Annotated in this window: 27 protein-coding genes; 13 read left to right on the top strand and 14 right to left on the bottom strand. The window is 38.7% G+C overall.

From position 1 onward, the window contains the following. The coding region (locus HWQ38_RS08135) for a tyrosine-type recombinase/integrase (protein ID WP_292792104.1) at positions 1–365 on the top strand (365 nt) is incomplete at its 5' end. A 99-nt stretch (positions 366–464) separates the two neighbouring features. On the opposite strand, the gene HWQ38_RS08130 is transcribed toward HWQ38_RS08135, so the two are convergent. Then, positions 465–914: a DUF2442 domain-containing protein gene (locus tag HWQ38_RS08130; RefSeq protein WP_292792102.1), complete on the bottom strand. Its 450-nt coding sequence runs from the start codon at positions 912–914 to the stop codon at positions 465–467. A 114-nt stretch (positions 915–1,028) separates the two neighbouring features. Then, complete coding sequence (locus HWQ38_RS08125; protein WP_292792100.1) at positions 1,029–1,340, bottom strand: DUF4160 domain-containing protein; 312 nt, start codon at positions 1,338–1,340, stop codon at positions 1,029–1,031. Positions 1,341–1,945: 605 nt separating this feature from the next. Between HWQ38_RS08125 and HWQ38_RS08120 the strand changes: the two genes are divergently transcribed. Continuing rightward, positions 1,946–2,317, top strand: coding sequence for a tyrosine-type recombinase/integrase (locus tag HWQ38_RS08120; protein WP_366933255.1), 372 nt, complete (start codon positions 1,946–1,948; stop codon positions 2,315–2,317). Positions 2,318–2,448: 131 nt separating this feature from the next. Here HWQ38_RS08120 and HWQ38_RS08115 read toward each other — a convergent pair whose 3' ends face one another. The 3 genes from HWQ38_RS08115 to HWQ38_RS08105 form a co-directional block, all read right to left on the bottom strand. After that, on the bottom strand, positions 2,449–3,678 hold the full coding sequence (locus tag HWQ38_RS08115; protein WP_292792098.1) for a hypothetical protein: 1,230 nt from the start codon (positions 3,676–3,678) through the stop codon (positions 2,449–2,451). 267 nt (positions 3,679–3,945) lie between these two features. After that, the gene (locus HWQ38_RS08110; RefSeq protein ID WP_292792096.1) at positions 3,946–4,485 is read right to left on the bottom strand and encodes a GUN4 domain-containing protein; all 540 of its coding nucleotides are present in this window, start codon (positions 4,483–4,485) and stop codon (positions 3,946–3,948) included. A gap of 259 nt (positions 4,486–4,744) precedes the next feature. Beyond that, entirely contained in the window at positions 4,745–5,542 is a 798-nt protein-coding gene (locus HWQ38_RS08105) for a hypothetical protein (protein ID WP_292792094.1), read from the bottom strand. A gap of 448 nt (positions 5,543–5,990) precedes the next feature. On the opposite strand from HWQ38_RS08105, the gene HWQ38_RS08100 reads away from it, so the two are divergent. The 4 genes from HWQ38_RS08100 to HWQ38_RS08085 all read left to right on the top strand — a co-directional run bounded on the left by HWQ38_RS08100 (position 5,991) and on the right by HWQ38_RS08085 (position 7,946). Continuing rightward, positions 5,991–6,599 carry a ParA family protein gene (locus HWQ38_RS08100; RefSeq protein ID WP_292792092.1) on the top strand — a complete coding sequence of 203 codons (609 nt, stop codon included), beginning with the start codon at positions 5,991–5,993 and terminating at the stop codon, positions 6,597–6,599. Continuing rightward, complete coding sequence (locus HWQ38_RS08095; protein ID WP_292792090.1) at positions 6,596–6,874, top strand: hypothetical protein; 279 nt, start codon at positions 6,596–6,598, stop codon at positions 6,872–6,874. Before HWQ38_RS08100 ends, HWQ38_RS08095 begins: the two co-directional genes overlap by 4 nt. Positions 6,875–6,919: 45 nt before the next feature. Next, positions 6,920–7,045, top strand: coding sequence for a hypothetical protein (locus tag HWQ38_RS08090; protein ID WP_292792088.1), 126 nt, complete (start codon positions 6,920–6,922; stop codon positions 7,043–7,045). A 115-nt stretch (positions 7,046–7,160) separates the two neighbouring features. Continuing rightward, entirely contained in the window at positions 7,161–7,946 is a 786-nt protein-coding gene (locus tag HWQ38_RS08085; RefSeq protein WP_292792086.1) for a DUF3800 domain-containing protein, read from the top strand. Positions 7,947–8,255: 309 nt separating this feature from the next. Here the strand turns inward: HWQ38_RS08085 and HWQ38_RS08080 are convergent, their stop codons facing one another. Further along, positions 8,256–11,228 carry a DUF5906 domain-containing protein gene (locus HWQ38_RS08080; RefSeq protein WP_292792084.1) on the bottom strand — a complete coding sequence of 991 codons (2,973 nt, stop codon included), beginning with the start codon at positions 11,226–11,228 and terminating at the stop codon, positions 8,256–8,258. Between the two features lie 612 nt (positions 11,229–11,840). Next, positions 11,841–12,044 (bottom strand): hypothetical protein, encoded by a 204-nt coding sequence (locus tag HWQ38_RS08075; protein WP_292792082.1) that lies wholly within the window; start codon positions 12,042–12,044, stop codon positions 11,841–11,843. Between the two features lie 132 nt (positions 12,045–12,176). Here HWQ38_RS08075 and HWQ38_RS08070 point away from each other — a divergent pair, with 132 nt between their 5' ends. From HWQ38_RS08070 to HWQ38_RS08050, 5 genes are all read left to right on the top strand, one after another. After that, positions 12,177–12,683 carry a hypothetical protein gene (locus HWQ38_RS08070; RefSeq protein WP_292792080.1) on the top strand — a complete coding sequence of 169 codons (507 nt, stop codon included), beginning with the start codon at positions 12,177–12,179 and terminating at the stop codon, positions 12,681–12,683. A gap of 13 nt (positions 12,684–12,696) precedes the next feature. Further along, positions 12,697–13,392: a hypothetical protein gene (locus tag HWQ38_RS08065; protein ID WP_292792078.1), complete on the top strand. Its 696-nt coding sequence runs from the start codon at positions 12,697–12,699 to the stop codon at positions 13,390–13,392. Positions 13,393–13,567: 175 nt separating this feature from the next. Continuing rightward, positions 13,568–14,224, top strand: coding sequence for a hypothetical protein (locus HWQ38_RS08060; protein ID WP_292792076.1), 657 nt, complete (start codon positions 13,568–13,570; stop codon positions 14,222–14,224). Between the two features lie 36 nt (positions 14,225–14,260). Then, entirely contained in the window at positions 14,261–14,857 is a 597-nt protein-coding gene (locus HWQ38_RS08055) for a hypothetical protein (RefSeq protein ID WP_292792075.1), read from the top strand. A gap of 4 nt (positions 14,858–14,861) precedes the next feature. Next, positions 14,862–16,295, top strand: coding sequence for a hypothetical protein (locus HWQ38_RS08050; RefSeq protein ID WP_292792073.1), 1,434 nt, complete (start codon positions 14,862–14,864; stop codon positions 16,293–16,295). A gap of 71 nt (positions 16,296–16,366) precedes the next feature. On the opposite strand, the gene HWQ38_RS08045 is transcribed toward HWQ38_RS08050, so the two are convergent. From HWQ38_RS08045 to HWQ38_RS08030, 4 genes are all read right to left on the bottom strand, one after another. Continuing rightward, positions 16,367–16,696 carry a hypothetical protein gene (locus tag HWQ38_RS08045; protein WP_292792072.1) on the bottom strand — a complete coding sequence of 110 codons (330 nt, stop codon included), beginning with the start codon at positions 16,694–16,696 and terminating at the stop codon, positions 16,367–16,369. Beyond that, positions 16,693–16,989 (bottom strand): hypothetical protein, encoded by a 297-nt coding sequence (locus HWQ38_RS08040; RefSeq protein ID WP_292792071.1) that lies wholly within the window; start codon positions 16,987–16,989, stop codon positions 16,693–16,695. The genes HWQ38_RS08045 and HWQ38_RS08040 overlap by 4 nt, the downstream gene beginning before the upstream one ends. A 34-nt stretch (positions 16,990–17,023) precedes the next feature. Continuing rightward, positions 17,024–17,689 (bottom strand): GIY-YIG nuclease family protein, encoded by a 666-nt coding sequence (locus HWQ38_RS08035; RefSeq protein ID WP_292792070.1) that lies wholly within the window; start codon positions 17,687–17,689, stop codon positions 17,024–17,026. A gap of 245 nt (positions 17,690–17,934) precedes the next feature. Next, positions 17,935–19,218, bottom strand: a complete 1,284-nt coding sequence (locus tag HWQ38_RS08030; RefSeq protein WP_292792068.1) for a hypothetical protein — start codon at positions 19,216–19,218, stop codon at positions 17,935–17,937. Between the two features lie 387 nt (positions 19,219–19,605). Between HWQ38_RS08030 and HWQ38_RS08025 the strand changes: the two genes are divergently transcribed. Further along, positions 19,606–19,830 carry a hypothetical protein gene (locus HWQ38_RS08025; protein WP_292792067.1) on the top strand — a complete coding sequence of 75 codons (225 nt, stop codon included), beginning with the start codon at positions 19,606–19,608 and terminating at the stop codon, positions 19,828–19,830. A 568-nt stretch (positions 19,831–20,398) separates the two neighbouring features. Here HWQ38_RS08025 and HWQ38_RS08020 read toward each other — a convergent pair. The 3 genes from HWQ38_RS08020 to HWQ38_RS08010 all read right to left on the bottom strand — a co-directional run bounded on the left by HWQ38_RS08020 (position 20,399) and on the right by HWQ38_RS08010 (position 21,700). Next, the gene (locus HWQ38_RS08020) at positions 20,399–20,953 is read right to left on the bottom strand and encodes a hypothetical protein (RefSeq protein WP_292792065.1); all 555 of its coding nucleotides are present in this window, start codon (positions 20,951–20,953) and stop codon (positions 20,399–20,401) included. Between the two features lie 3 nt (positions 20,954–20,956). After that, complete coding sequence (locus HWQ38_RS08015) at positions 20,957–21,385, bottom strand: hypothetical protein (protein WP_292792063.1); 429 nt, start codon at positions 21,383–21,385, stop codon at positions 20,957–20,959. 183 nt (positions 21,386–21,568) lie between these two features. Then, positions 21,569–21,700: a hypothetical protein gene (locus tag HWQ38_RS08010; RefSeq protein ID WP_292792061.1), complete on the bottom strand. Its 132-nt coding sequence runs from the start codon at positions 21,698–21,700 to the stop codon at positions 21,569–21,571. Positions 21,701–21,724: 24 nt separating this feature from the next. On the opposite strand from HWQ38_RS08010, the gene HWQ38_RS08005 reads away from it, so the two are divergent. Continuing rightward, positions 21,725–21,966, top strand: a 242-nt coding sequence (locus HWQ38_RS08005) for a site-specific integrase (protein WP_292792059.1), incomplete at its 3' end; no start/stop codon positions are given.

The raw sequence follows: 21,966 nt of genomic DNA, 5'->3' as shown, positions 1-21,966 counted from the left end.
GCAAGTCTACCACCAAAGGTAAGCATAAAACCCGGATTGTGGACATCCCACCAGGGCTAGCCGCAATGCTGGGCGAATACCAACTAAAGCCGGGGGCAATGTTCCCTGGTATGCGCGGTGTAACTGAGCGTCTGACCCGATTCATGGCAGACAAGATTCTACGGGATGCTTGCAAGCGCATTGGAGTTGAGGGAGTCAGCACCCATTCGTTTAGGCGAACTGCCCTCACGCAGATGTCCAGCGCCGGGATACCTTTGAGAACCATTCAGGAAATCTCTGGACACAGTGACCTGGGGACGTTGCAGCGTTATCTGGAGGTTACGCCAGAGCAGAAGCGAAAGGCTGTTTCGGTGATTGGGTTTTAGATTCTGCCCCATAAACACAACTTTCGTTGTGTTTTTATCGTACTGAGAGCAAAGTGAAAATTAAAAAAATTAATTATTGACTAAGAAATTTAAAAAATACTAAACGGATACGACATCCTTTCTAGGACGGCCACCTTTTTTTCCATTCTCCTTAGCTGCTGCTAACTTGGCAGAGGAAGATTTTTTTCCACCTTGTCTACCTAACTCAGACATCCATGATTTTGTACCTAGAATGCCAGAGACAAGTCCAGGAATGCTGAAATCAACATCTAACCCTTCCCAATGAATACTATCGCCACTTCCAGATAGATGTACATCTGCAAGATGATCTGGTGAAGCTTCAGCTAAACCTTCTATAAGTGCAGGAGGAAAGCGGAATTCTGCGCCATTCGTAAGTTTAATAATAAGCAATTTTTGACGACGACTGTATTCTACAAATTCAGCACGAGGTTCTTTTTGATCTGCTTGAATCCAGTTCGCTTTTGCTTGCTTAATTTGATTGTCTAGTAGTTCATCAGATACTTCTTTTGTCCAGTCTCTAGTTGCCATAACTTTGCATTATTCTTTCTAAAAAACACAGCTTAATTTCTTTTTAGTTTCTTAATTTAACAAGAATTTATATTTGGGCAGTCTAGTTTAGACTGCCATTATTTTTTCGGTTAGCTATTCAAGTATATTTTGGTTTGTTTTTTTAGATACTTTCTGTTTTTCGTGTATATTTTTCCACTCATTTAACAGCATTACTTGGTTTTTAGCTACTAAGTACCAAGCTTTTTTAATATCATCATTCCTTATGCTTGGATGAGCTAACAGGACTTTTGGAGGCGTTTCATTATTTCCAATATTTATCTTAATATTTTTTGAACTTCTGCTTTTTTTGCGCCCCACAAAAATGTGTACGTGAGCAGGTGTATGGTCATCAGAATAAATATAAACATATAGATTGTTTTGTGGATCTGCCAAAACTTGAGCCATAGATTTGTGTTTTTAATAGAGTATAAAGATTTATAACGTCCATAAGTAAACTCCAATTATTTACAATTAATCTCTCAGAAGAGAACGCCTTTGAATTAAAGCGCGTATTTTTATTATAAACCCAACGCTTGGGTTTTTGTCAAGTAATCGTTGTCTATGGCATCACCGTGCCAAAACGGGAAAATTTACGCTAAGGCTGAAAGCTTTACCCAGCAAGCATCTTAGCCCCTCATTTTCTACAGTACCCGTGAGCGGCTGTTTCCCCTCAGTTGATTGGTGCAGAGTATTGGTACTACTCTGCACCATCTGGAAAGGCGTTAGCTAGTCAAGAGTGATAAATAGAGGTTGGCACTTGCTCTAAAATTTTTTACACCCCACACATTGTTTACATTGGTTTAAAAGAAACCCAGCCTTAGATTTTTGCTGTGGAGTGGAATTAGTGTCTCTAAGAGTTCTGCCAGCATTACCAGAATCTATACGGTCAGGGCATGGCTTTTGAAAACGATTACTCATACTTTGTACTTGCGTATTGTGTGTTACGCACGCATTTTAGCGCTCTCGTTCATTAAACACAGTCATAGCATGGATTTCAGCCTTAGCGTACAATTTTCCCGTTTTGGCACGGTGATGCCATATACGTCCCAGGTTTTAGCACCTCACAAAATCGCGTTGCTCCCTTAGAAGAGTACAACCCCAACCGTCGCAAGGAGTTCTTGTTTCCCGGTCGGCATGGGTTGGGACATATCCACAAGGTCAGTGCTGACAAAATTCTTAGAGATACCTGTTTGCGGCTGGGCATTGAGGGGGTGAGTACGCACAGCTTCCGCAGGACGGCGTTAACCAGGATGAGCGATGCCGGGATACCGTTGCGCCACATTCAGGAGATATCGGGGCATCGGACTTTGGCAGCTTTGGAGCGTTATTTGGGTGTAACTGAGAAGCAGAAGCAAAACGCGATCTCTGCTTTGGACTTTTGAATATTTCTGTACCAGATTCACACAGGAGGAGGTAGCACTGAATTAGCGATGGGGTAAATATCCGCGTTTATGCGCTTAAGTAAAAATGACTTTCAAATTGACTCGTCAGCATTCATCTCTATTCTTAATACTTACTGATTTTTATTCACATTTAAATAATGTAAAGCAAAAGCAATACTACCACACCGCCAAAATTTCTTGTCGGAATTAGTAATCTTCCAAGGGTTATTAGCTTGCTTTAAATTAGCCTCCCATTGTTGAAGTATCTTCATACGTTCATCTATTGACAATTCTATTTTGTATAAAGATGCTAGACCTAGTTTACGAACAAATACACTACCATCATTTTCATGTTCTTTACTTTTTAAGTATGGAAATTCATCTATTTCCGAAAATTCAGGGATTATAATACTATCTACTTGATTATTAATACTTTGAACTATCAGTTGTCTTTCTTTATTTATATTAATAGCCTCATTGATACCAATATCAACTAATACAGATTCAAGCTGCTGTTCCGCCAAAAATATCAATTGTTTTTGAGCTTCCATTCTTCCAAAGGCATCTTTCCTAAAAAAACTTTGATATTGACGTTTTGTTAAATTTAAAAATGCTTTTTGAATAGCTCTTTCCGCCAATCCATCAATAACTTGATTTGGGACAGTAGGCTGTCGGCCATCACGTCTGGTCTGAACCACATCAAGTTCTAGAAATTGGGTATTAAAGTAAGCTATTGGTTCAATCTGTTGAATAGTAGTAAATGAATACCACATTTTTACAAAAGGGTCGAAGTTTAGGTGCTGAACTGCATCAATTAATCCGTCACCCAGTTCACCTATAGGAATACCTAGCTTGTTTTTATCAGTAATTTTTAATGGTTGGGTAAATGCTTTAGCTTCTAAAAATGAATAACGGTTATCTATAGGATAAAAAATAAAATCAGGCCATGCGTCAATTACTCTGACTAAAACTTCTGGTGAAATAAGAGCCTGTCCAAAGATTCCTGCAATAATCTCTCCAATGACACCGGTACTTGAATTGCTAGGTTTTTTAGAAAACTGTTTGGTTATAGATAATCTACTGTATTCACCAGGATAAGGAAAAATTCTTACACCACTGAGCCACTCGCTCCAAATTTTCATATCTGCTAGAGGATCTGCAAGTGCTGCCTCTGGAAATGCTTCGTTAGCACATATAATTTGGTCTTCAGTAAAGTTTATAGTATCTTCTTGAAAAAGAGTAGCATTTTGCAGGGCTGCACGTAACATATCCTTAGCTACCCGTTTTTTATTAGGGCTGCCATGCTGTAAATCTTCTTCTGAAAATTGGTATTTCCAGTGTTTAAAATCAATTTTAATCATTACCCTAATCCATATTGATAGTACAAAGATTTATTAAACTGCTTACAGCAATTCAATACACTTATTCATAGTGTTCCCAAACCTAAAGGAAGGTCTAACAGTTTAGCTCACTACGAGCTAATGTCATAGTTGTTTTAAAACCAGGGATTAAGAACTCGTTGCGAATAAGCGGCGTAGCGAAGTGGTTCTTGCGGCTGTAAAGCATTTAGTCCGAGATTAACCTGTAAAAGTGCGATCGCTACTGGATGGGCAATTAACGTTCAAGCTTTATATATTACATTCTATAAGTTTCGACACCAGAGAAGAAACCCCCACTCCACCATCTAGAGCATCAGTAGTATATGCCCAACCCACCCCAACAAACCATCCACCACCAGTGGTTCCCAAACCACAACTACTACCCCACAATGGAAGATGACCTACTGGTGCTTTTACATCAAAAGTAATATCACTGTAATACACAAGTTTCCCTGCTTTCCGCCAACCGACTTGTTCGCAAAAAGCCTGCCATTTTTTTTTGTCGTACTCTTTAGTTCCTCCTAAATTTTGATAAATGCGCTTCTGGACAGAGAAACCAAAGCAATTATTACTGTGTTTTACCCACAATTGGTCAATAATGCGAAGGTCTTCACAAGGGAACTTGTTAATAGCGTTAATATCTAGCCAACCATTTTTTTCCCTTCTTGATGCTTTCAGCATCATTTGAAATGTTTCTTCATCTGCTACTTTCCAGTTTTCTACTGCTAAGAGTCTATCCAACTCCCGATAATCAACACCTGCTGCTGAAACTAATTTAGTTGTAGTCAACGTATTTCACCTTTTTGTTGTAAATCATAAAAAGGAAAGCTGTTTCTGTGATTGGATTTTAGGTAACGTGCCACAAAAAAATAACACGGGGCATTAGTAGCAAAAAAGGATTCTATTTTATTACTATTTGCGGAGGCGTTTCTGTAACCATTATCATCCATATCACCCATGCAAATTAGTATTCCCGACAACCTTAAAAAAGGTTTCATGCTACTTGCGCTTTATAGGATTTGAAGATGAGTCAAGATTATTTTTATATTTAGACAATAGAACCCATTTTTTCAAGCGTATTTGAGATAATATTTGTTAGCTCTCGCTTAAGGTCTTTAACTTGCTTATATGGGACATGTCTATGTTGCTGAAAATCAAAAGGAACTAAGTCGTTATTTATATCGTCTCGCTTTCGTTTAACAAGAATGATTTGATTTTCACTTTTTCTTTGCAAAGCATAGCTAACTTCAAAAACTACATTAGCGTTAGGGTAATACTTTTCCACAGTTGGTTCTTCTTCATTAATATTCAATACCTTAGCGACATTTGTAATATCAAAAACTGCAATTAAACTTTTATCAATATTCTGTTTGATAGCACTTACAATATCCTTTGCTCCGTCCTCTGGGCGGATTGACTCCACTAGCTCTAATGGTCTTCTAGGTTTACGGCTGCTATTAATAGAGGTGATAGCCTCAGATAGAGCTTGATTTATATGACCTCTAGATGGATTATAATCACTTTGCCAACTAGAGAATATCCAGGGTTTATACCCACTAGGTAAATTAGATTTCTCAAAGTAGAGTTCCTGTTCTGTTAAGTCAATATTAGCAAGTTTATAAACACCACTTCCATCTATATAGAATTTGATTTTGTCTCCTTGTAAGTAGTGGTGATACCAACTAGATGTTTCTACTTCTTCTCTAGTATTTAAGAAAAATGCTCTATATCCGTTTTTCAAAATACTTTTCTTGACAAGATTCATATCGTGTTCCTTTTTGATAATCGCATCAACCTCCAAGACTGATGAATTAATGTTCCAACATTTAATTAGATTAAATGCCATTGTACTTATCCCCTCAGTTTTCTAGATTTTAATTGCTAAGTGTAGAGTCATTGGACATTGCTAGATTAACCTCAGAATGGTCTGTCACTAGCTAAATTGGCAGCAGTAAAAATGCCAACGTTGTCTGGTCAACATAAGTTTAGGTCGGTGTTAGTTCTTACCATATACAGTTATGGGTGACAGAGTTGCCTTATTGTTCCCACATGACAACAAAAAATTAAAATCAAACAAAAACAGGCACATTATGCTTTTAGGAGTAGTGTTACGGAAGTTGCAGAAGTCTTGAATGTTAATTTAATTCTTCTGCTAAAGCTATTTGGATTAACCAAACCATCAAATGGGAGTGCATCACTGATATAGGTGACGGCGGTTTGAATTTGTAAGTATAATGTACACTAAACCAAAAAACCAGAAAACCAAATAACCTCCTTTATGGTTTACCAGATTTATGCCAAGTCAAAAGAAAATCATAACTATCACTGGCTACAAGGGAGGGGTGGGGAAAAGCACTACAGCAGTGCATCTTGCAACCTTCTTTAGTGAACTAGGTAAAACAGTTCTTGTAGATGGCGACCAGAACCGTACCGCCCTAGCTTGGTCAAAACGCGGGTCATTCCCCTTTCCTGCGGTGGACGAACGCCAAGCCTTAAAGGTAATTGCCGATGCTCAATTTGTGGTCATCGACACCCCAGCAAGACCTGACTCCGATGATCTAAAGGAATTAGCCAAAGGCTGTGACCTTCTAATCTTGCCTACAAAGCCAGACATCGTAAGCCTTGAGCCAATGCTTTTGATGGTGAAAGATTTGGGTGAGACAAACTATCGCTGCTTGCTTACTATTGTTCCTCCCTATCCCAGCAAGGAAGGTGAAACACTGCGTCAGGATTTGTTGAATGGAGGCATCCCCGTATTTCAGGCAATGATCCGGCGTACTGTCGGCTTTGAGAAAGCAGCAATGGCTGGTGTTCCCATTCGGGATGTTGAGGACTCGCGTTTAAAAACGGCTTGGGCGGATTACCTCGCACTTGGTAAAGAAGTTATGGAGATTTTAAAATGAGCAAGTACGGTGATTTGATTAAAAAAGCCAGAGAAACAGAACCAGAAAACCAGAAAGCCATAAATACAGAAGACCAGACATCTGGTTTCCCATCACAAGAGCCAGAGCTTGAACAGATGGTTAATCTCTGCGTCAAAGTCCCTATATCCCAACGTCGCTACTGGATGTCTAAAGCCAAAGAGAAAGGGATTACTGTAACCTCAGTTATCGTTGAGGCGCTAACTCAAAAGTTTGGAGAGCCAGAAAACCAAAAAACCAGAAAATCAGAAAAATGATTTGCAGGGGGTGAGAGAGTGCGTTGGTGCAAATGTTAACTTTCTTTGTCTAGAGAATTCCTAAAAAGTGCGATGCCTGCGACGGGCGTAGCGATCGCGTCCATGCTGATTTATTTCCATTGCCAGACTGTAGACCCTGTGATCCACAGCCTACAACTATTTGAACACTGATCCATTACAAAAAGTTTTAACTAAGCTTAAACCTCATCTAAATTTGCCATAATGCTTGTTTTCTTTCAGTGTTGGGTGTTTTGCTAGCTAGTTTTTACTGATAATTTTAAATAATATGCAACAGTTTGCTTTATATTTAGACGAATCTGGAAGTCAAAAACCGTCACCGCATGACCAGGCACTATTTTTTGCTATGGGGGGTGTAATTATAAAACGTGGAGACGAAAGTATTATCGAATCCTCCTTAAATGGATTTAAAACCAGATGGGAAATAAATTTAGATACCCCTTTACATAGTACGGAGATGCGTTCAAAAGTGAATAAGTTTCGCTTTTTGAAAAGCCTTTCTCCCGAACGGTTCAATGATTTTTATAGTGACCTTCATAGTGTAATTGCTAGTTGTCCTATTGTTATTCATGCCTGTGTTGTTTCTCGGAATGGCTACATTAGCCGTTACCAAGAAATGTATGGACTAAATACTTGGGAAATGATGAAAAGTAGTTTTTATATTTTGATAGAAAGGTCTGTTAAATACGCGCAAAAACAAGAAGCAAAGCTAATGGTTTACTACGAAGAAGCAGGAAAGGTAGAAGATAGAAAACTAAAAAGTTTTTTTAAGGAAATTCGTTCAAATGGACTACCTTTCAATCAAAGCACATCCCAAAGATATAATCCTTGCACTGCCGAGGGTTTATCTAAAATCCTTTCTGGGATTGAAGGAAAAAAGAAGGCTAATCCAGTTATGCAGATAGCAGATTACTGCTTACACCCAATCGCAGATGTAAAATTACACCCAACTAATCGTGCATATCATGCTTTTAAAACTAGTAATTTAATTGTAGATTGCATTATTAACCCTGAAGAGATAGGAGAAATAGGAGTTAAATATTACTGTTACTAAATAATCAAAAACTATAAAAACAACAAAACCGCTTTTCGCGGTGTGTTGCGGCGGTCAAAGACCACCCCCAGGCTGTGCCTATATACAGCTTAGATCCAATAATAAATTAAGTCAAGTGAGAGACAGATCACTCATGCCGTTGTCATCTGGTTAGATGTAGTGAATTTAGCGTACCCGCAGGTGCGATCGCTTGCATCTTGTAGGGTTAGATGACCTAACCCGGATGCAAGCGATCGCACCTGCGGAGATGATTAGAATGCAATTTCGCACCCCCCGTTGGCATCGGTTAACTTATCCAGTTTTTTGTAATCACCCAATCACAAACGCCTCGTAAAGGAGTGCATCTCGGTTGCCCTGTTGGGTCATCACACTCACAATTCCATTTTTAGAGTCACAGTTAACCATTTCACCCGCAAACTTGACATTCCCACTGAGCGATCGCACCTCAACTTGACAACCAATAAAGCCTGCGATGTCCCCGCCGTCTTTCTCAATCTGCAACAGTGAGTATGAGTTATCATTCTCGCTGGGCAATTCACCCGACCCACTTTCTAGGTCATCCGACCCAGTTACGACCCACTCACCGGGGCAGGAATCATTGCTGGGTAAGACTTCCGACCCACCCGACCCAGTTATGGGGGGGTACTCCTCCTTTTGCACTGGGAGAGAAGGCAATTCAATTTTCATTTCTTCCTTTTCAACGGGACTTTCTTGAAAGTTAGAAAAACTGGGTCGGGTGGGTCGGGATGCTTGCTGTAGCTGGGTTTCTGGGTCGGCAACTGGGTCGTAACTGGGTCGGGTTTCGACTAAACTGGGTCGGGTAAAATCGAGAATCCCAACCCCCTTGAGTATGGGGATGTCCTTTTTGGCAATGTTGCAGTACCTAGTACCTTTGATTGCCTTGGGGAAAAGTTGCAGGAACCTTGGAGCAACTTGGTTCGCTCCCTTAACGTTTTTATCACTGGGTCGGGCTTGGTCTATCCAACTTCTCTTGTTGCCGTCAGAGTCCATAGTTAATGTGCCGTTTTGGAGATACCATTGTTCCAGCCTTGCCCATAAAGCGTTTACCGCTATTTCTCCACCCTCTACGTACCCTATGTTTGTAGATTCAATGAACTCAAAGAGATGATTATTTTCTTTTTGAAGATTGCGAAAAGCGTCAGAAGTGCAGCTATAATCGATGCCTTGTTCCATTAAATCCTTCAGCCCTTTTATCATTCTGTTCAGAAATGCTGGGGCTACATTAGCTTTAATAAAATCCAAGTCGTAAACAAAGCGGGAATCAGCCTTTAACTCGTTTGGGCTATTAGGATTAGGATTCTCTGTGAAAGTTTTTCTGAACTCTAAGACGGCAATTCTATCCTCAATTGCTTTTAGTACGCCTTGAATAGCTGGGGTTTCGTTTAAGTTGAAAATACCTATTCCATTAGGGGTAAATTCTGTATGGTCTTTCCCCTTGCGTTCGTAGTGTAGTTTGTCGCCAGTGACGAAAAGTTTTAAACTTTGAATTCTATCAAGTCTACAAGTTTGGGCATTCTCTGAAGCCCAATTAACGCGACTGCCCATTAATGGATGTAAATTAAATTTTCGACCTTCGTCGTATAGCTGGAAGTCAGTCAGGGGAACAGATGTAAAGGCTTTCTCTTCCCCATAAATAACCGACAAACATCTACGCAAAGCATCTTTACCGTTAGAACCCAGCCCCACTGCCAATAATGCTCTTACCTGCCTACCCTTAAATTTTCTGACAGTTTCTAGGTCAAGAGAGGCAGCTACAATCCTTATAAATATCTCTTGTTGTGGCTTATCTAAACATGATAATAATTGCTCACAATAGGTATCATCTGCGTCAGGGTTATACTCAACCAATGGTTTGTAAGTATAATAATCCTCTGGTGTATGTGGTTTTAGTTCAACAGTAAAATCTTTTTTATCCCAAAGAATTCTTAGGACTCCATTAGTGCAGTTTGTTCCGGGAGGGTTAACTAATTCTGGGTCAATTCCTGTTCGTAGTTTCGCCCATTCAAGTACCTTTGCAACCCAACTTGGTGTTGCATAGGGATATGTCTTCTTACCATTTGCATCTTCAATTGAGTAAGAATCACAGAAATCAGTGATGCGTTTCTTTTCTTTGGAATCCAGAGATAATTTATAGTAGCTTCCAGTGTGAAAATAGAGTTCATCATCGATAGTAATCCAGTGCTTATCTGTGTACAAAGCGTGAAAAGCTTGCTGGGTGAAGTTCGTCCCTACAGTCTCATCGCCTTGGACACTGGACACACTAGCTTCTATTTCTTGCCGTTCGGCTACTGCTGCGTGGATCTGCTCCTCTAATCTGCGGATAAACTCTGGTACTTCCATCTGCCCCAAGATTTCTTTGATGTCACTTGATTTATATGGTAAACCGGGGCAGATGTCATGAGGGTTGATTCCGATCAGAGCAATTCCCACCTCGGCGGCGCAGTCCTGGCAGGTCTGGAGTTTCTTTAACCCAGTGTCATCGGCATCGTGTAGAAAAACGATTAATCCTATGCCTTCTTCCTTGGCACGTTGATATCCTGGGATAATAGTCTTTCTGTCCCATCCACTGCCTTGGAATGTGAACCCAGCAAGCCCATGCGCTCTGCCAATCTCTACGCATCCCTCACCTTCATGCTGGAGTAATGCCGGGGTTCCTGTCACAGATTTAGCAGCAGCGATCGCTTCATCAATACGATATGCCCCCCAAGGTTTATCTCCTTTTCTCATTTGGGGTGTGCCATCTTCCCGCCTGTGCCATTGCCTAAAAGTCTTGCTGTAACCTTTCTCAGTGCTTACATCTTCCCATTGGTAACGAGTCACCCATTGAGACTCTGAGTAACGATAAATTATTTCAGTGGCGCTACCAGGAACTTTGTCGGGTGGCTTACTCGTTAATTGATGGGGTTGGGGAATATCTGTTGGGGGCTGAGTCAGCATTACCAAATTTGAGTTGTCTGGTATTGGGGTTGGTTGGGGCTTGACCGCCTTAGGTGCGACTGGTTTTCTGTTTGGAGAGGGAGTGTAATTAGTCCCTTGACGCTCTGCCACCACTTCAGCCCAAGGTTTAATTGCCTCTCTGATATCTTTGCAGGGGCACTCGTTAAAGCAGCTATATTTCCCAGTCTCTTGAACAATGGATAGGTTGTGGCCTCCGCAAGCTGGGCAGATGTACTTGTCCTTCTCTTTGGCGGGTTCTAGTCGGTCAAGGAAGTTGCGAATGTCGAATTTTTCAAAGCTTGGAATGGTTTGTAAATCTGTCATGGCTGCATTTTTCCTTTTGGTTAGAGGTGCAGCCTATGCGAGGGGAATATGAATTTTTAGAGCAACGAACCTTTACTACGTGCCTTATCTCGTGCTAAAATCGAATCAGAAAAAAATTTAAATTATTTGGTTGTTGCTTCTTTTCATACGCCTCTCGTAAAGGCTGTTGGGGGAGCAATCTTTTTTTTGTATACAAGATTGCCATTAACTGAAAACTAGACTAACATTTTGAGAAGCAAAAATATAAAAATCTTTTGCTTATCTGTTTTGCTGTATTACAGCGACAGAGTAGGTTTTTTGTCTTTCTTCTTATTTTGTGGTGTAATCAATTTGCTTTTTGAAAGTGTTTTGACCTACTGAAAAACGATCGCCATAAAATTTGGAGTAGCGATCGCACCTGGGGAACCCTCATTTATCTCTATTCAAAATTAGCCGTCCACCTACCTGCATCCGCGTTACCTCCTGTTTCTACTAGGGTTCTAGCTTCTAATACTTAGATGTATACGATTTCCGTTTAATTGATTTCTTGAAAAATCAATAAGAATGAACATATCAGAAAACTGGATTCAAGCTATCTCGACTTATCAAGAAACTTGATTAGCTTGTAATGTGCTATTTTTCACCAGTAAGCTTGTCTCCCTCTGTTAAAAATCCTTTTTGGACAAGGGCATCTCTCAAGAGTCTGTTGATAGCTGCGTTTGCACTAACTAACTCTTGCTCTGCATAGGCATCTATAGCATCTGATATTTCCTGCAACAGCCGTACTGACTTAGTGCTTGCTAAGGGTTTTTTCTTGGGCATCTCGAAAATGAACATTTATTCACCTCAATGGTACGGCTATGCACTCATTATATTGAGTTTTCAACCATAGTAAACACAATTTATGGTATTTGTGTTAAAATGTGTGCATAAATTATTCAAGCTAACGGAGATAACCAATACTGAGAAATGGCGAGTAAAGCATATTGCCAAAGATTCAGAAGGCTAAAAAACCTGTACTGCCAGCATTACGGCAAGGTGATATCAGATATTAGTTGGTATCGGCTAACGTCTCAACTTCGACAATTTCTTGATTTTGATGTGTCTAATAAAAATGCTGAGGTTGTTATAAAAACGATTGCAGATTTAAAGCGTACACATCGAAATTTTAGAATTAACTCAGAAACATTTTCCGAATGCTGGCAATTATTTCAGCATTACTACAAACAAGACAACTGGCTAACTTGCGCTGAATTTCTAGAGGATTTATCCCAACAGATTGACTTAACGAAAGTATCGAGAACATCAAGATACAACTGGTTTGCGAATGCTGGAATACCCTATAAAGCCAATAAACGGTATAAGACATCAGACTTAGCTTTAGTAGCTTTTCAAGCTATTAAGTGCATAAAATCTCGTGAGTTAAAACTAGTAGACAAAGCCGTAATTACTCTCAATTTACTTACTGTTAGATAGGAGGAATCAAAATATGCCTAACTTTTATTCCAATATAAAAACAAGACTCAATAAGCAGGGTTATAAGTCAACCAAAGATGAAATTTTGAATGCAGCAAACTATCTTGGAGTAATTGATATAGAAAATGCGAATAGTGAACAAATATTAGAAGGGGTGGATTATTTAATTACTCAGCAGTCAACAAAGTTACAAATAATTGAAGAAATGCTACCAACTCTAACCCACCACCAAGAGCCTGAAACCATTACCCAGGAAGAAATAGAGAACGATGGGATGCAAACGATCGCACCTCTGGAAGAGGACACTAACGAAAGTGCGATCGCACTTGATGAAAATGATTATTCAGATGCCGATAAACGAGCATTGACAGTACAGAAATCTCAAGAGCTAGGCATAACGTTGAGCGATACTGAGATAAATTTGATTGCCGACAGTATCGAGCAATGTACTCAGAGTTTAGATGAATTACTTGATGGCATCCAATCAGCATTAGTTGCTTATATCAATCACAAAACTAGCCAGAATACTAAAAAGATTGATAGTGCTTTGGATGCTGTGGTTGATTATGCAGAGCAAAAATTTAGTGATAATTCACAGCATTTATCTAACAGATTAATAAAGTTAGGCAGTGAGATGGAAGCGGTAGCTACACGAAACAAAAGCCAAATCAAAAGCATCTTATCAAGGCTTGCAGTCCCCTCGCCCTAACGATATATCCCAAATCCTCGCCGGAGTAATCATATTATTATCCCTGCTTATCGCATCAAACGGGATAATCCAAGCACTGCAATACTACTACCTACCATCAAAAGTAGAGCAGCGTTTAAAAGAGAAAAAATTGATTGAATACTGCCCACTAACTACCCCCTTGGAGAAATGTTAAATGGTAAAAGCTAGATACATTAAAGACCACGTTAGCGGCTACGGTAAAAATATTAGCCGTGCCACTAATCAAAAGTTTGGTATTTCTAATCAACTGATAGTCAAAGCCGCGCTAGGTGACGAAAAATCGCTCACTCACATAGCTGATATGGGCAAGTTAGGAGAAAGATTAGTATTAGCTATGCCCACAATTAAAGAGCATCTAAAGACCTATATTCAAGGGAACACACAATACAATCAAGCCTTGGCTGAACTGTACAAGGAAGGCAGCAAAGGGGCATTAGCAATTAACAAAGCAGCCTCAGAAGTAACGCTAGAAAACACAAAATTTAATAACTTACTTGAGGAGTACAAAGAGAAGTTATTTGTTTCTTTAGAGGCTGAAGACATTAGACATCAAGACCAAATGGATGTGATTAAACTGCAAGCCTGGGTTGATTCTCAAATGAAGATAATTGATGCTCAAGTGCAGCAAGAGGGTATATCTAACAAGCCGTTTATTGCACAGTTAAAGGCTGATGAAGACTATGAAAGTAAGAAAATTCAGCATATTCTAGAACACGGTAGTCAGAAAGATTTGAGCCTAATTCCTCGCAAAAATTACGTTACAAATCCCCTGAGAAAGATGTGGGATGGGATACGAGACTTCTTTAGCTAACTAAAAAAATCCCCCTATGTCAGTAGGGGGATAAAAATGAATCAGGCTTTTATTATGCAACAATTTCTGGATGAATCAGCAGAAGAAGTAAAAAATAATTACCCAGTTGAACAAGATGATAGTTTTACACCTGACCAGATAGAAGCCATTGTTGAACATAAGAAACTAATTGAAAATAAAATTGCTAAAAATAATTCTATCTTGCGAGGTTTAGAAACTTTCTTTTGGGGAGTTAGCAGCTATTCATTATGTAAATGGCTTGTTTTAAATCTTGGTTCTAGTGGTATCAGCCTTGCAATTTCAATTGCATTATTGGTAAATCAAATTGTAAATCGTGATTGTTTGGATGCTTTTAATTTAAATAGAAAAGAGGGACAGTGGGAATTAACAGGGATGGATAAAATATTTAAATTTATGTTTGGACTACTAGCAAGCGGCTTTGTTGCTTGGAGTTCTGTCGGAAATTTTATAGGGATGCTACATGACTCAAAAACAACTTATAACACTCTAAATAATGCAATTGAAGAGTTTAATAGCTACTCCAACAAACAAAAAGAAGAAGCAATAAAAGGTTTTGTGATTGGAGCTTCAGCAGTTGCAGTGGTTGTTTATGTCGTAAAAGGTAAAAGTTGAACTCATGAAAAAGATTTTACCTAGTATAGCCGCCTTGGGTGTAGTTGGTTCACTAGCATCAGCTTTTTACTTGGGTCAAATTAATGAGTTTAGTTTTGACCAAGTAACGGTAAAATTTTGTCCCCAGACAGCTAATAAGAATTTTTCTTATGCCCAAAAATCACAAGCTAAATTAGACCTAAAATATTGCAGATATCGCCGTAGATTATTAAAGGAAGTATGGGAGAGTGAACAATATAAAGCAGCCATCCCATTATCGAAACAAACTTTTTCTATTCAAGAGTTTAAAGGTGATAATTCTGGAGGTGTTTGGCTTTTATTGGCTCCTGTGTTGGCTGGCAGTGCTTATTTGTCGTGGGCTAATAAGTGCCAGATAGACTATGACGAGAAATTTCAACAGCTAGAAGACTTAAAAAGCTATTTTAAATTAACAACTGTATCAGCCAAGAACGAGAGAGACTTTAAATCTACTGCTATCAATCAATCGTGGGACACACAACGGGTCAAGACTGGACAGATGTCAATAGATGCTGTGCAGGATAGATTAAGCAAACAAGCAGAAATTCAAGACAGAAGTCATACTTCCACGGTCAAACAATTCGATTTCAACGATAGCCAGATTGACAAAAATATTGCTGAGAATCAACTGGTAGCAGCCGAAGCGATAAAGAAATTAGAGAAGCTGAATAAGTTTGTTGATACTAAAGTAGCTGACCAAGTACCAGCAAATGAGCAACTGAAAAATAGTTTAATCTATGCGCTAGAGAATCATGAGGATGGGTGGTTATGGTATCTAGTTGAATCATTCACTGCAATTATTATTCATGGTAAGGCTGGCAGCTACAAGAGTTACACAGCCGCCGCTATTGCCCTCCTGAAGCATTATTTGATTGATGCTAAGGTTGAGTCAATTTGTGATATTGATTTTGACCAAAATAAAAATGATTCATGGAAGTTTTTAGTTCCATTAGAGCCTAGTATTTATGGACAAGGGATTGACTGGGAATCGTATGATGAAGGGTTTATTGCTGCAATAGATAGGTCAAAAATTCGGACATTAAAAGATAAGCCTATTGTTTCTATTTGGGACGAATTGACCAATGCTAAAGGAAAGTTTGATAATGCACAGAATGTAGTCCCGTTCGTTATCGCTACCCCACGGAAGAGAAATGAGCATTGCATATTGATTAGCCACAACTTAACTCAGGATTGTTTAGGAGGCTGCACCGGGATGAGTGAACCGATAAAGACTCAAACCTACAGATTAAACTTGAAGACTACGCCACAAGGAAAGCCCTTGTTTAAAGGCATACTTGAAGGGCTAGTGGATAATGATGGTAATGAATTGGAAGAACATAAAATTAGTTTACCTGGGTGGCTTAGACCGGAAATTATTTACAGTCACTTCAACGGTAAGCCTATAAAGTTTGATGAGTGATCAGGTGCGATCGCACCTAAGAAAGATAAATAAATAAAAAGCCCGTTAGGATTTTCTGACAGGCTTTTTGTTTATCGCATCGCCTTCTCAACGGCTCGGATTACATCTAGTCTTGCATCATCAGATATCCAATCCTCAGAGTTTGGGTAAAGCTCCAAAATTTTCTCTCTAATAATAGTTTCGCTAACTTTGAGTCCTTTCGTTTTTATCGTCCTAGCAATGCTACTAACTTTATTTTTCATCTCTCCCGTTGTTAATTTACCTGCCTGGGGAAAAACTACATCTTGCTGAGTGGGTTTGGATGCGATCGCGCTTTCTGAGTTGTTGGTTTGGGGTAGCTCCGCGATGGGCGATCGCGTTTTCTGTTGAGTGGCAGGAGAGGTTTTAATCCTCTCCTTCAATACTCCCCCAGTTTTATCTCTTGCTGGGCTAATCGCGTCTTCAGTGACTCTATTTCGCCTTCTAGGTTGTCTTTTACCTCGTTCATTGCATTGGCAAGGTACTGGGTCTTGCTATCAATCAATTCTTGTATGTGTTCGTCAGATATTTTGATTTTCTCTATAGGCTTATTTTTCAACCAAAAGTTAAGAGCTTCAATTATGAAAGTCGTAGTATCTTTTCCTGTCAAAGTTTTTCTCTCTTGGAGAATTTCAGCTAAATCATCAGGACATCTGAACCCTATATATTGAGTCATCGTTTTACTGTTAAACTTGTTTTACAAGTATATCTTACTTAGGAATTTTGCTGTTTAACTTTGGCTTTAATTCCTTAATTAGAAAATCTTCTGTTTGCCTCATTGCAGGCTCAGACTCTTGTAGTGGGAATAACAGGCAGTACACATAGACCTCAACCCCAGCTTTAACTAATGTGTGAAACTGTTCTTTCAAATGATGGGTTTTGAATCTATCTCTGATTGATTTTGAAGAACCAATATATGCAAAATTTATACACTTTTCGCTATGAATAGCGACTATATAAACCCCAGCCGTCACAGGAAGTTCTATCAAAACACTAGATAGTTGGTAAGCTTTGCAAGAGCGAACTATCTCTGAAGCAATGTCTGTTTTTTGAGCAACAGATTGAACGTTTTCAGTCTGAAAAATATACTTAATATTTGCACGATCAGGAATGTATTGAATGTTTATTTTCTGAGGAATATCTTGAAGCCTAGACAAATCTAAGCCTTTTGCAATAGCAACCTTAACTATGGCTCTTACAATGAACTTTTTTGAAACTACTGCTTTTGCTAGCAATTTATCAAATCTCACTTTATCGTTGTAAAACAGCCACTCTGCACACTGACTGCAATTAATTTGATGATTTGATTCAGCCCCTTTGTTATCAATCTCACGACCACAGATTTGTACTAGCCCTTGGAGTGATCCAGCATTCATTGTTAAACAGTTAAATTTGTTTTACATCGTACAGCAATAAGAAACACAGAAAGCGAGTTATTAGATATTTTTATTAAATCTTTAAAAATATTTTGTTTTACAAATTTAACTGTAAAACAACAAGCAATTAACTCCTCACTGTTAAGCCTTCCTATGATGTTTACACAGGAAGGCTTAACAGCTTATTTGATACCTAGTATTGTGCAGCCCATAATTATGCAAATGCACGTTTCACAAGAAATATTTTAACCCTGTTTGTACATGGGTAACTTGAGGATAATTATCTCATCCTCAAGCAGTTTAATTTTCTCTTGAGCTAGTTTTAACTTGGCTTCTAAGTCTTCATAGCTAGGGCGGTCATTATTAAATCTCTCTAATTCTTCAGAACGATGTAATGCTGCTTCAAATACTTTTCTATCTGTATCATCTTTTAAATACTTATGGTATTTACCAACGTGCATTGTTACAGAGTGTCCCATCCACCGGGACGTTGCCTCGACAGGGTTTCCAAGTTCATGCGCTCTTATCGCGTATCTATGACGCAAATCATAAGCCTGAAAATTTAAACATTGCGCTAAGTCTTCATTCTCCTTGAAATGATTTTTCTTATCTCTAATTCTCCCAGCTAGAAGACAAGTAAATCTTGTAATTTCGTTTGGATAATTAAGTAAAACTTGATTTCTAACATCATATAGCTGATACTTTTTTACCCATTCAAGAGGAATAGGATATATTTTTCTATCACCAGTCTTAGTTCCACCTGTTAAAGTTCCATCAAGTTCTATTACATAGTAAGGTTCTTTAAAGGATTTCTCGTAATTGATAGCAAAAAGTTCGTGCGGTCTTAACCCATAAGTAGCTAGTATCATTAATACCCAGCCCCACGATTCTGCTCTTTTTATAATTTTTTCATTTTTGGTAGATTTAGTATTTTGTATTAATTTATAGGCACATTCAATAGCGTCATCTTCTGGCAAATCTCTATCTTTAGGTTTATACCCATCTGCCAATCCTGTGAAATCGTATTCAAACTTAAAATGCTTGCAAAAAATAGAGAGTGTGTTTGTCAATCTAACTCTGTTATTTGAACCCGCGCTAGTCTTTTTAATTGCTTGAGTAATAATTTCTGCACTTAAAAGTAAATTGTAACAATCAGAAAAAGACCTTTTAAGCCAATATATATGTACTTTAAAGGTTTTTACAGTTTGTCTATTTTCTACTATTTTGAAAAAATATTTTTCTTCAAAACTATCTATTAAATCTTTGACAGTAGACTCTTGCTTGACTAAGGCTTTTGAAGGGTTAGGAGAATACTTTGCAAATGTATTGTCAAATTCATCATAGTCAATATCTCTCTGAACTAATTTAAGCTTCAACTGTGCTTTAGCGCGATTATCTGGAGTATTTTTTAGGGCTAACGGTATATATTTCTGGCTGCCTTCATTCAAAGTTCTAGGCAAAGAAATACGCAAATATCCATTGTTGCAAGTAATACTAGCTTGCCCCTTAGAGGTTTTTCTGACAGACATAAAAATTTTTTGTATTCAACTGTGTATTCAAAAGGCAGTTAATTTAGCTTTATAGAGCTACCCGCTATTACTATTATACAATAGTTTGACTTTTATCGTTCATAAGTATACCTATGATAGTATTTTATGTTATTAAGTTGGGTCATCTTTTTAAACGTCCATATACCTTATGAACACTTAAAAAGGTAAAAAGCCTTGCTAGCAAAGGGTTTAAGGATACACAAGAAAATATTGTATTCAAATGTGTATTCATTCACTCTGAGTTAAATTGAATCTGTCATAGGTATACTGATGAAAGCATTGGTTTGTAAGGCTTTCAGCTACAACCAATGATATAAATTAGAGAATAGGGTATATTCAAACCTGTATTCATTCACCAGTATTCTTATGAAAAAGCGTAATAAGCTAGATAATTTGCAGCCTATTAAGCCTCTTAGAGAGGTTGCGCTGGCTGAAACTCCACTGTGTTGCAAAATAGACCGTGATATAGACGCTATCATTCGCGCTATGCCGGAGCGTTCTGCATGGCTCAGAGAGGCTATTGAAACAGCAGCAATAGAGCAAGGGTTAGTTTCTCTTAAAAAGGATACACCAGGAAGCGATCGCGCTTAACTTCAACAAGAATTACTACTAAAAAAGCAGGACTTGTTAGAGTTGGATTCAACTTATCCCGCAGCACAATTAAAAAGCAATTTTGTAATCACCCAATCACAAATGCTTCGCACAAGATCGCATCTCGGTTGCCTTGCTCCGTGGTCACAGTCACAATTCCATTCTTGGAGTAAAAGTTAACCATCTCACCCGCAACTTGACCGCACCACTAAGCGATCGCACTTCTCCCCCTCTTGCACAGCCCAATTGACTGTAACCCTTGCACAGTAGGATTATTGGACTGGTTTTGCCCTGATTGATAGCTGGTTGAGTTCTGTGCGGATTTTCGCCAATGCCTGATACCCCGTTAAGCCTTACCCAGTAACAGTTAGAGATTGCATTAGATATGCAGATTTTCCTATAAAAGAATGCAAGAATAACTGCACAGGATGGATACGAGCCAGGAGAGTGTCAACAGCCTCCTATGGGACGCAACGCCCTGTGCAGGGAAGAAGTGCCAAAGGCGATCGCAGAGCTTGAGGAACTAAGCTAGGAAGTCACCCTCCTGGCTTAGGCATCTAAGTAAAGGTTAAAATCTTCTAATTTGGCTAGTCAATTCTTTACAAAAATCTTCTTTCTCTGAAGTATCAGCAAAACAAATAGGCTCTCCTCTAAATTTATCAGATTGAACCTTTAATACAATTACATCAGAACTAGCAGGAATTTCAAAATTAAAATCAACGGATTCGCCTGATGTGATACCGTGACCAGTTGCAAGTGATTCTGAATCACTCTTGTCTTTAATTAATCGCCGTTCAACCATTTTGTAAGTTTGATATTCTAACTTCGCAGTAAAATGTGTATTAAGGCTGTTATTTATTACACTGCCAGAAATGACTCTTTTAAATTCAGAATCATCTTCTTTAAAATGTGTAGTAACATTTTGTAAATACAAATCTGATTGAGCGGTACTTTGTAACTGACTAGACTGCTTACCCTCACACATACTAGTTAAATTAAAACTAGCTCCACTACTTGTAGTGATATAGCATAAAGGTTCGCTCATCTGCGCCAACGCTGTAGTAGGCAATGACAAGGAAAACAAAGTAGATGCTATAGTGACCTTAATCAGTATTTTTATCATGGTTTAATTTTTACAAACAACTTGTAATGTTTTGTCTTCTAATGAGCCTGGAGTGCCTAGAGTTGTTCTCTTTTCAGACCATTGAAAGGTAGGATTTCCTTTTTGATCTATAGCAGCAAAGTGGATCTCTGTAACTTCCCAATCTACACAATTAGCAGAGCTTAGAATTTTAGTTGTATAAGTTGTGTCTTGAAGATATTTCCAAAAAGCCCACCGTGTAAAAAACTTTTGTTTTCCTCGTTTTTGAATACTAGAGATTTCAACATAGTTTTTTGTTTCGCTTGTAGTTTTAGGTTGTAAAATACCAATATAAACAAGATTTTTCGGTTCTGGAAGCTCTGCTCTGACAGATGAATTAAACAAAGCAATAACGATTAAAGCAATATAGAAAGGATTAAACTTAATCTTAGATAAAAGTTTTCTTTGAGACATAAACTTTATTAGGGGCTTTTCTCGATCATCCCTTTTCACAACAGTTAATCGCTTCAGTACATTTGCCTATTTTTATACTGAGGTTCGGTGAAACAATCTGGTAATGCTGCTTCCTATAGGTTGATTAATTGGGCAGATTATACCTGCAAGTGGTCATCACGCTGCAACCATAAGCAGGTTTAATCAGCCAACGCTATCATGCGGGTTGTAGCGATTGCGATTGATAAGTTGAAACTGATGAAGTGCGATCGCCATCGTGACGCCAACGGAGTTACAATAGTTTGGGTCATGAATTACACGTTTGTCAGATAACATGTAATCCCATTATCAATAGAAAAAATGAAGGTTAGCGGCAACGGACAAGGCAAAATACTAAGCCAAGACGAACTGAGGCGATTATTCAGCGAGGGATTTCTTACCCCACGCGATCGCGCTTTGTTTGGAATTTGCCTTTTCACTGGTTGTCGCGTATCAGAAGCGTTAGCACTCCAGACGACTGATATCAAATCTGGTGCTATCACTTTTCGCAAGTCTACCACCAAAGGTAAGCATAAAACCCGGATTGTGGACATCCCACCAGG

It is taken from the genome of Nostoc sp. NMS7, from assembly GCF_017115085.1.
Taxonomy (GTDB): Bacteria; Cyanobacteriota; Cyanobacteriia; order Cyanobacteriales; family Nostocaceae; genus Nostoc.
The sequence above is the reverse complement of the archived record's forward strand: the minus strand, read 5'-3'. Positions and strand labels throughout refer to the sequence as shown.

Bases quoted from the DNA above. Each gene is read 5' to 3' on its own strand.
- HWQ38_RS08130 (WP_292792102.1), bottom strand. From the start codon at position 914: ATGGCAACTAGAGACTGGACAAAAGAAGTATCTGATGAACTACTAGAC.
- HWQ38_RS08125 (WP_292792100.1), bottom strand. From the start codon at position 1,340: ATGGCTCAAGTTTTGGCAGATCCACAAAACAATCTATATGTTTATATT.
- HWQ38_RS08115 (WP_292792098.1), bottom strand. From the start codon at position 3,678: ATGATTAAAATTGATTTTAAACACTGGAAATACCAATTTTCAGAAGAA.
- HWQ38_RS08105 (WP_292792094.1), bottom strand. From the start codon at position 5,542: ATGGCATTTAATCTAATTAAATGTTGGAACATTAATTCATCAGTCTTG.
- HWQ38_RS08100 (WP_292792092.1), top strand. From the start codon at position 5,991: ATGCCAAGTCAAAAGAAAATCATAACTATCACTGGCTACAAGGGAGGG.
- HWQ38_RS08095 (WP_292792090.1), top strand. From the start codon at position 6,596: ATGAGCAAGTACGGTGATTTGATTAAAAAAGCCAGAGAAACAGAACCA.
- HWQ38_RS08085 (WP_292792086.1), top strand. From the start codon at position 7,161: ATGCAACAGTTTGCTTTATATTTAGACGAATCTGGAAGTCAAAAACCG.
- HWQ38_RS08080 (WP_292792084.1), bottom strand. From the start codon at position 11,228: ATGACAGATTTACAAACCATTCCAAGCTTTGAAAAATTCGACATTCGC.
- HWQ38_RS08075 (WP_292792082.1), bottom strand. From the start codon at position 12,044: ATGTTCATTTTCGAGATGCCCAAGAAAAAACCCTTAGCAAGCACTAAG.
- HWQ38_RS08070 (WP_292792080.1), top strand. From the start codon at position 12,177: ATGGCGAGTAAAGCATATTGCCAAAGATTCAGAAGGCTAAAAAACCTG.
- HWQ38_RS08065 (WP_292792078.1), top strand. From the start codon at position 12,697: ATGCCTAACTTTTATTCCAATATAAAAACAAGACTCAATAAGCAGGGT.
- HWQ38_RS08060 (WP_292792076.1), top strand. From the start codon at position 13,568: ATGGTAAAAGCTAGATACATTAAAGACCACGTTAGCGGCTACGGTAAA.
- HWQ38_RS08055 (WP_292792075.1), top strand. From the start codon at position 14,261: ATGAATCAGGCTTTTATTATGCAACAATTTCTGGATGAATCAGCAGAA.
- HWQ38_RS08050 (WP_292792073.1), top strand. From the start codon at position 14,862: ATGAAAAAGATTTTACCTAGTATAGCCGCCTTGGGTGTAGTTGGTTCA.
- HWQ38_RS08040 (WP_292792071.1), bottom strand. From the start codon at position 16,989: ATGACTCAATATATAGGGTTCAGATGTCCTGATGATTTAGCTGAAATT.
- HWQ38_RS08035 (WP_292792070.1), bottom strand. From the start codon at position 17,689: ATGAATGCTGGATCACTCCAAGGGCTAGTACAAATCTGTGGTCGTGAG.
- HWQ38_RS08030 (WP_292792068.1), bottom strand. From the start codon at position 19,218: ATGTCTGTCAGAAAAACCTCTAAGGGGCAAGCTAGTATTACTTGCAAC.
- HWQ38_RS08025 (WP_292792067.1), top strand. From the start codon at position 19,606: ATGAAAAAGCGTAATAAGCTAGATAATTTGCAGCCTATTAAGCCTCTT.
- HWQ38_RS08020 (WP_292792065.1), bottom strand. From the start codon at position 20,953: ATGATAAAAATACTGATTAAGGTCACTATAGCATCTACTTTGTTTTCC.
- HWQ38_RS08015 (WP_292792063.1), bottom strand. From the start codon at position 21,385: ATGTCTCAAAGAAAACTTTTATCTAAGATTAAGTTTAATCCTTTCTAT.
- HWQ38_RS08010 (WP_292792061.1), bottom strand. From the start codon at position 21,700: ATGTTATCTGACAAACGTGTAATTCATGACCCAAACTATTGTAACTCC.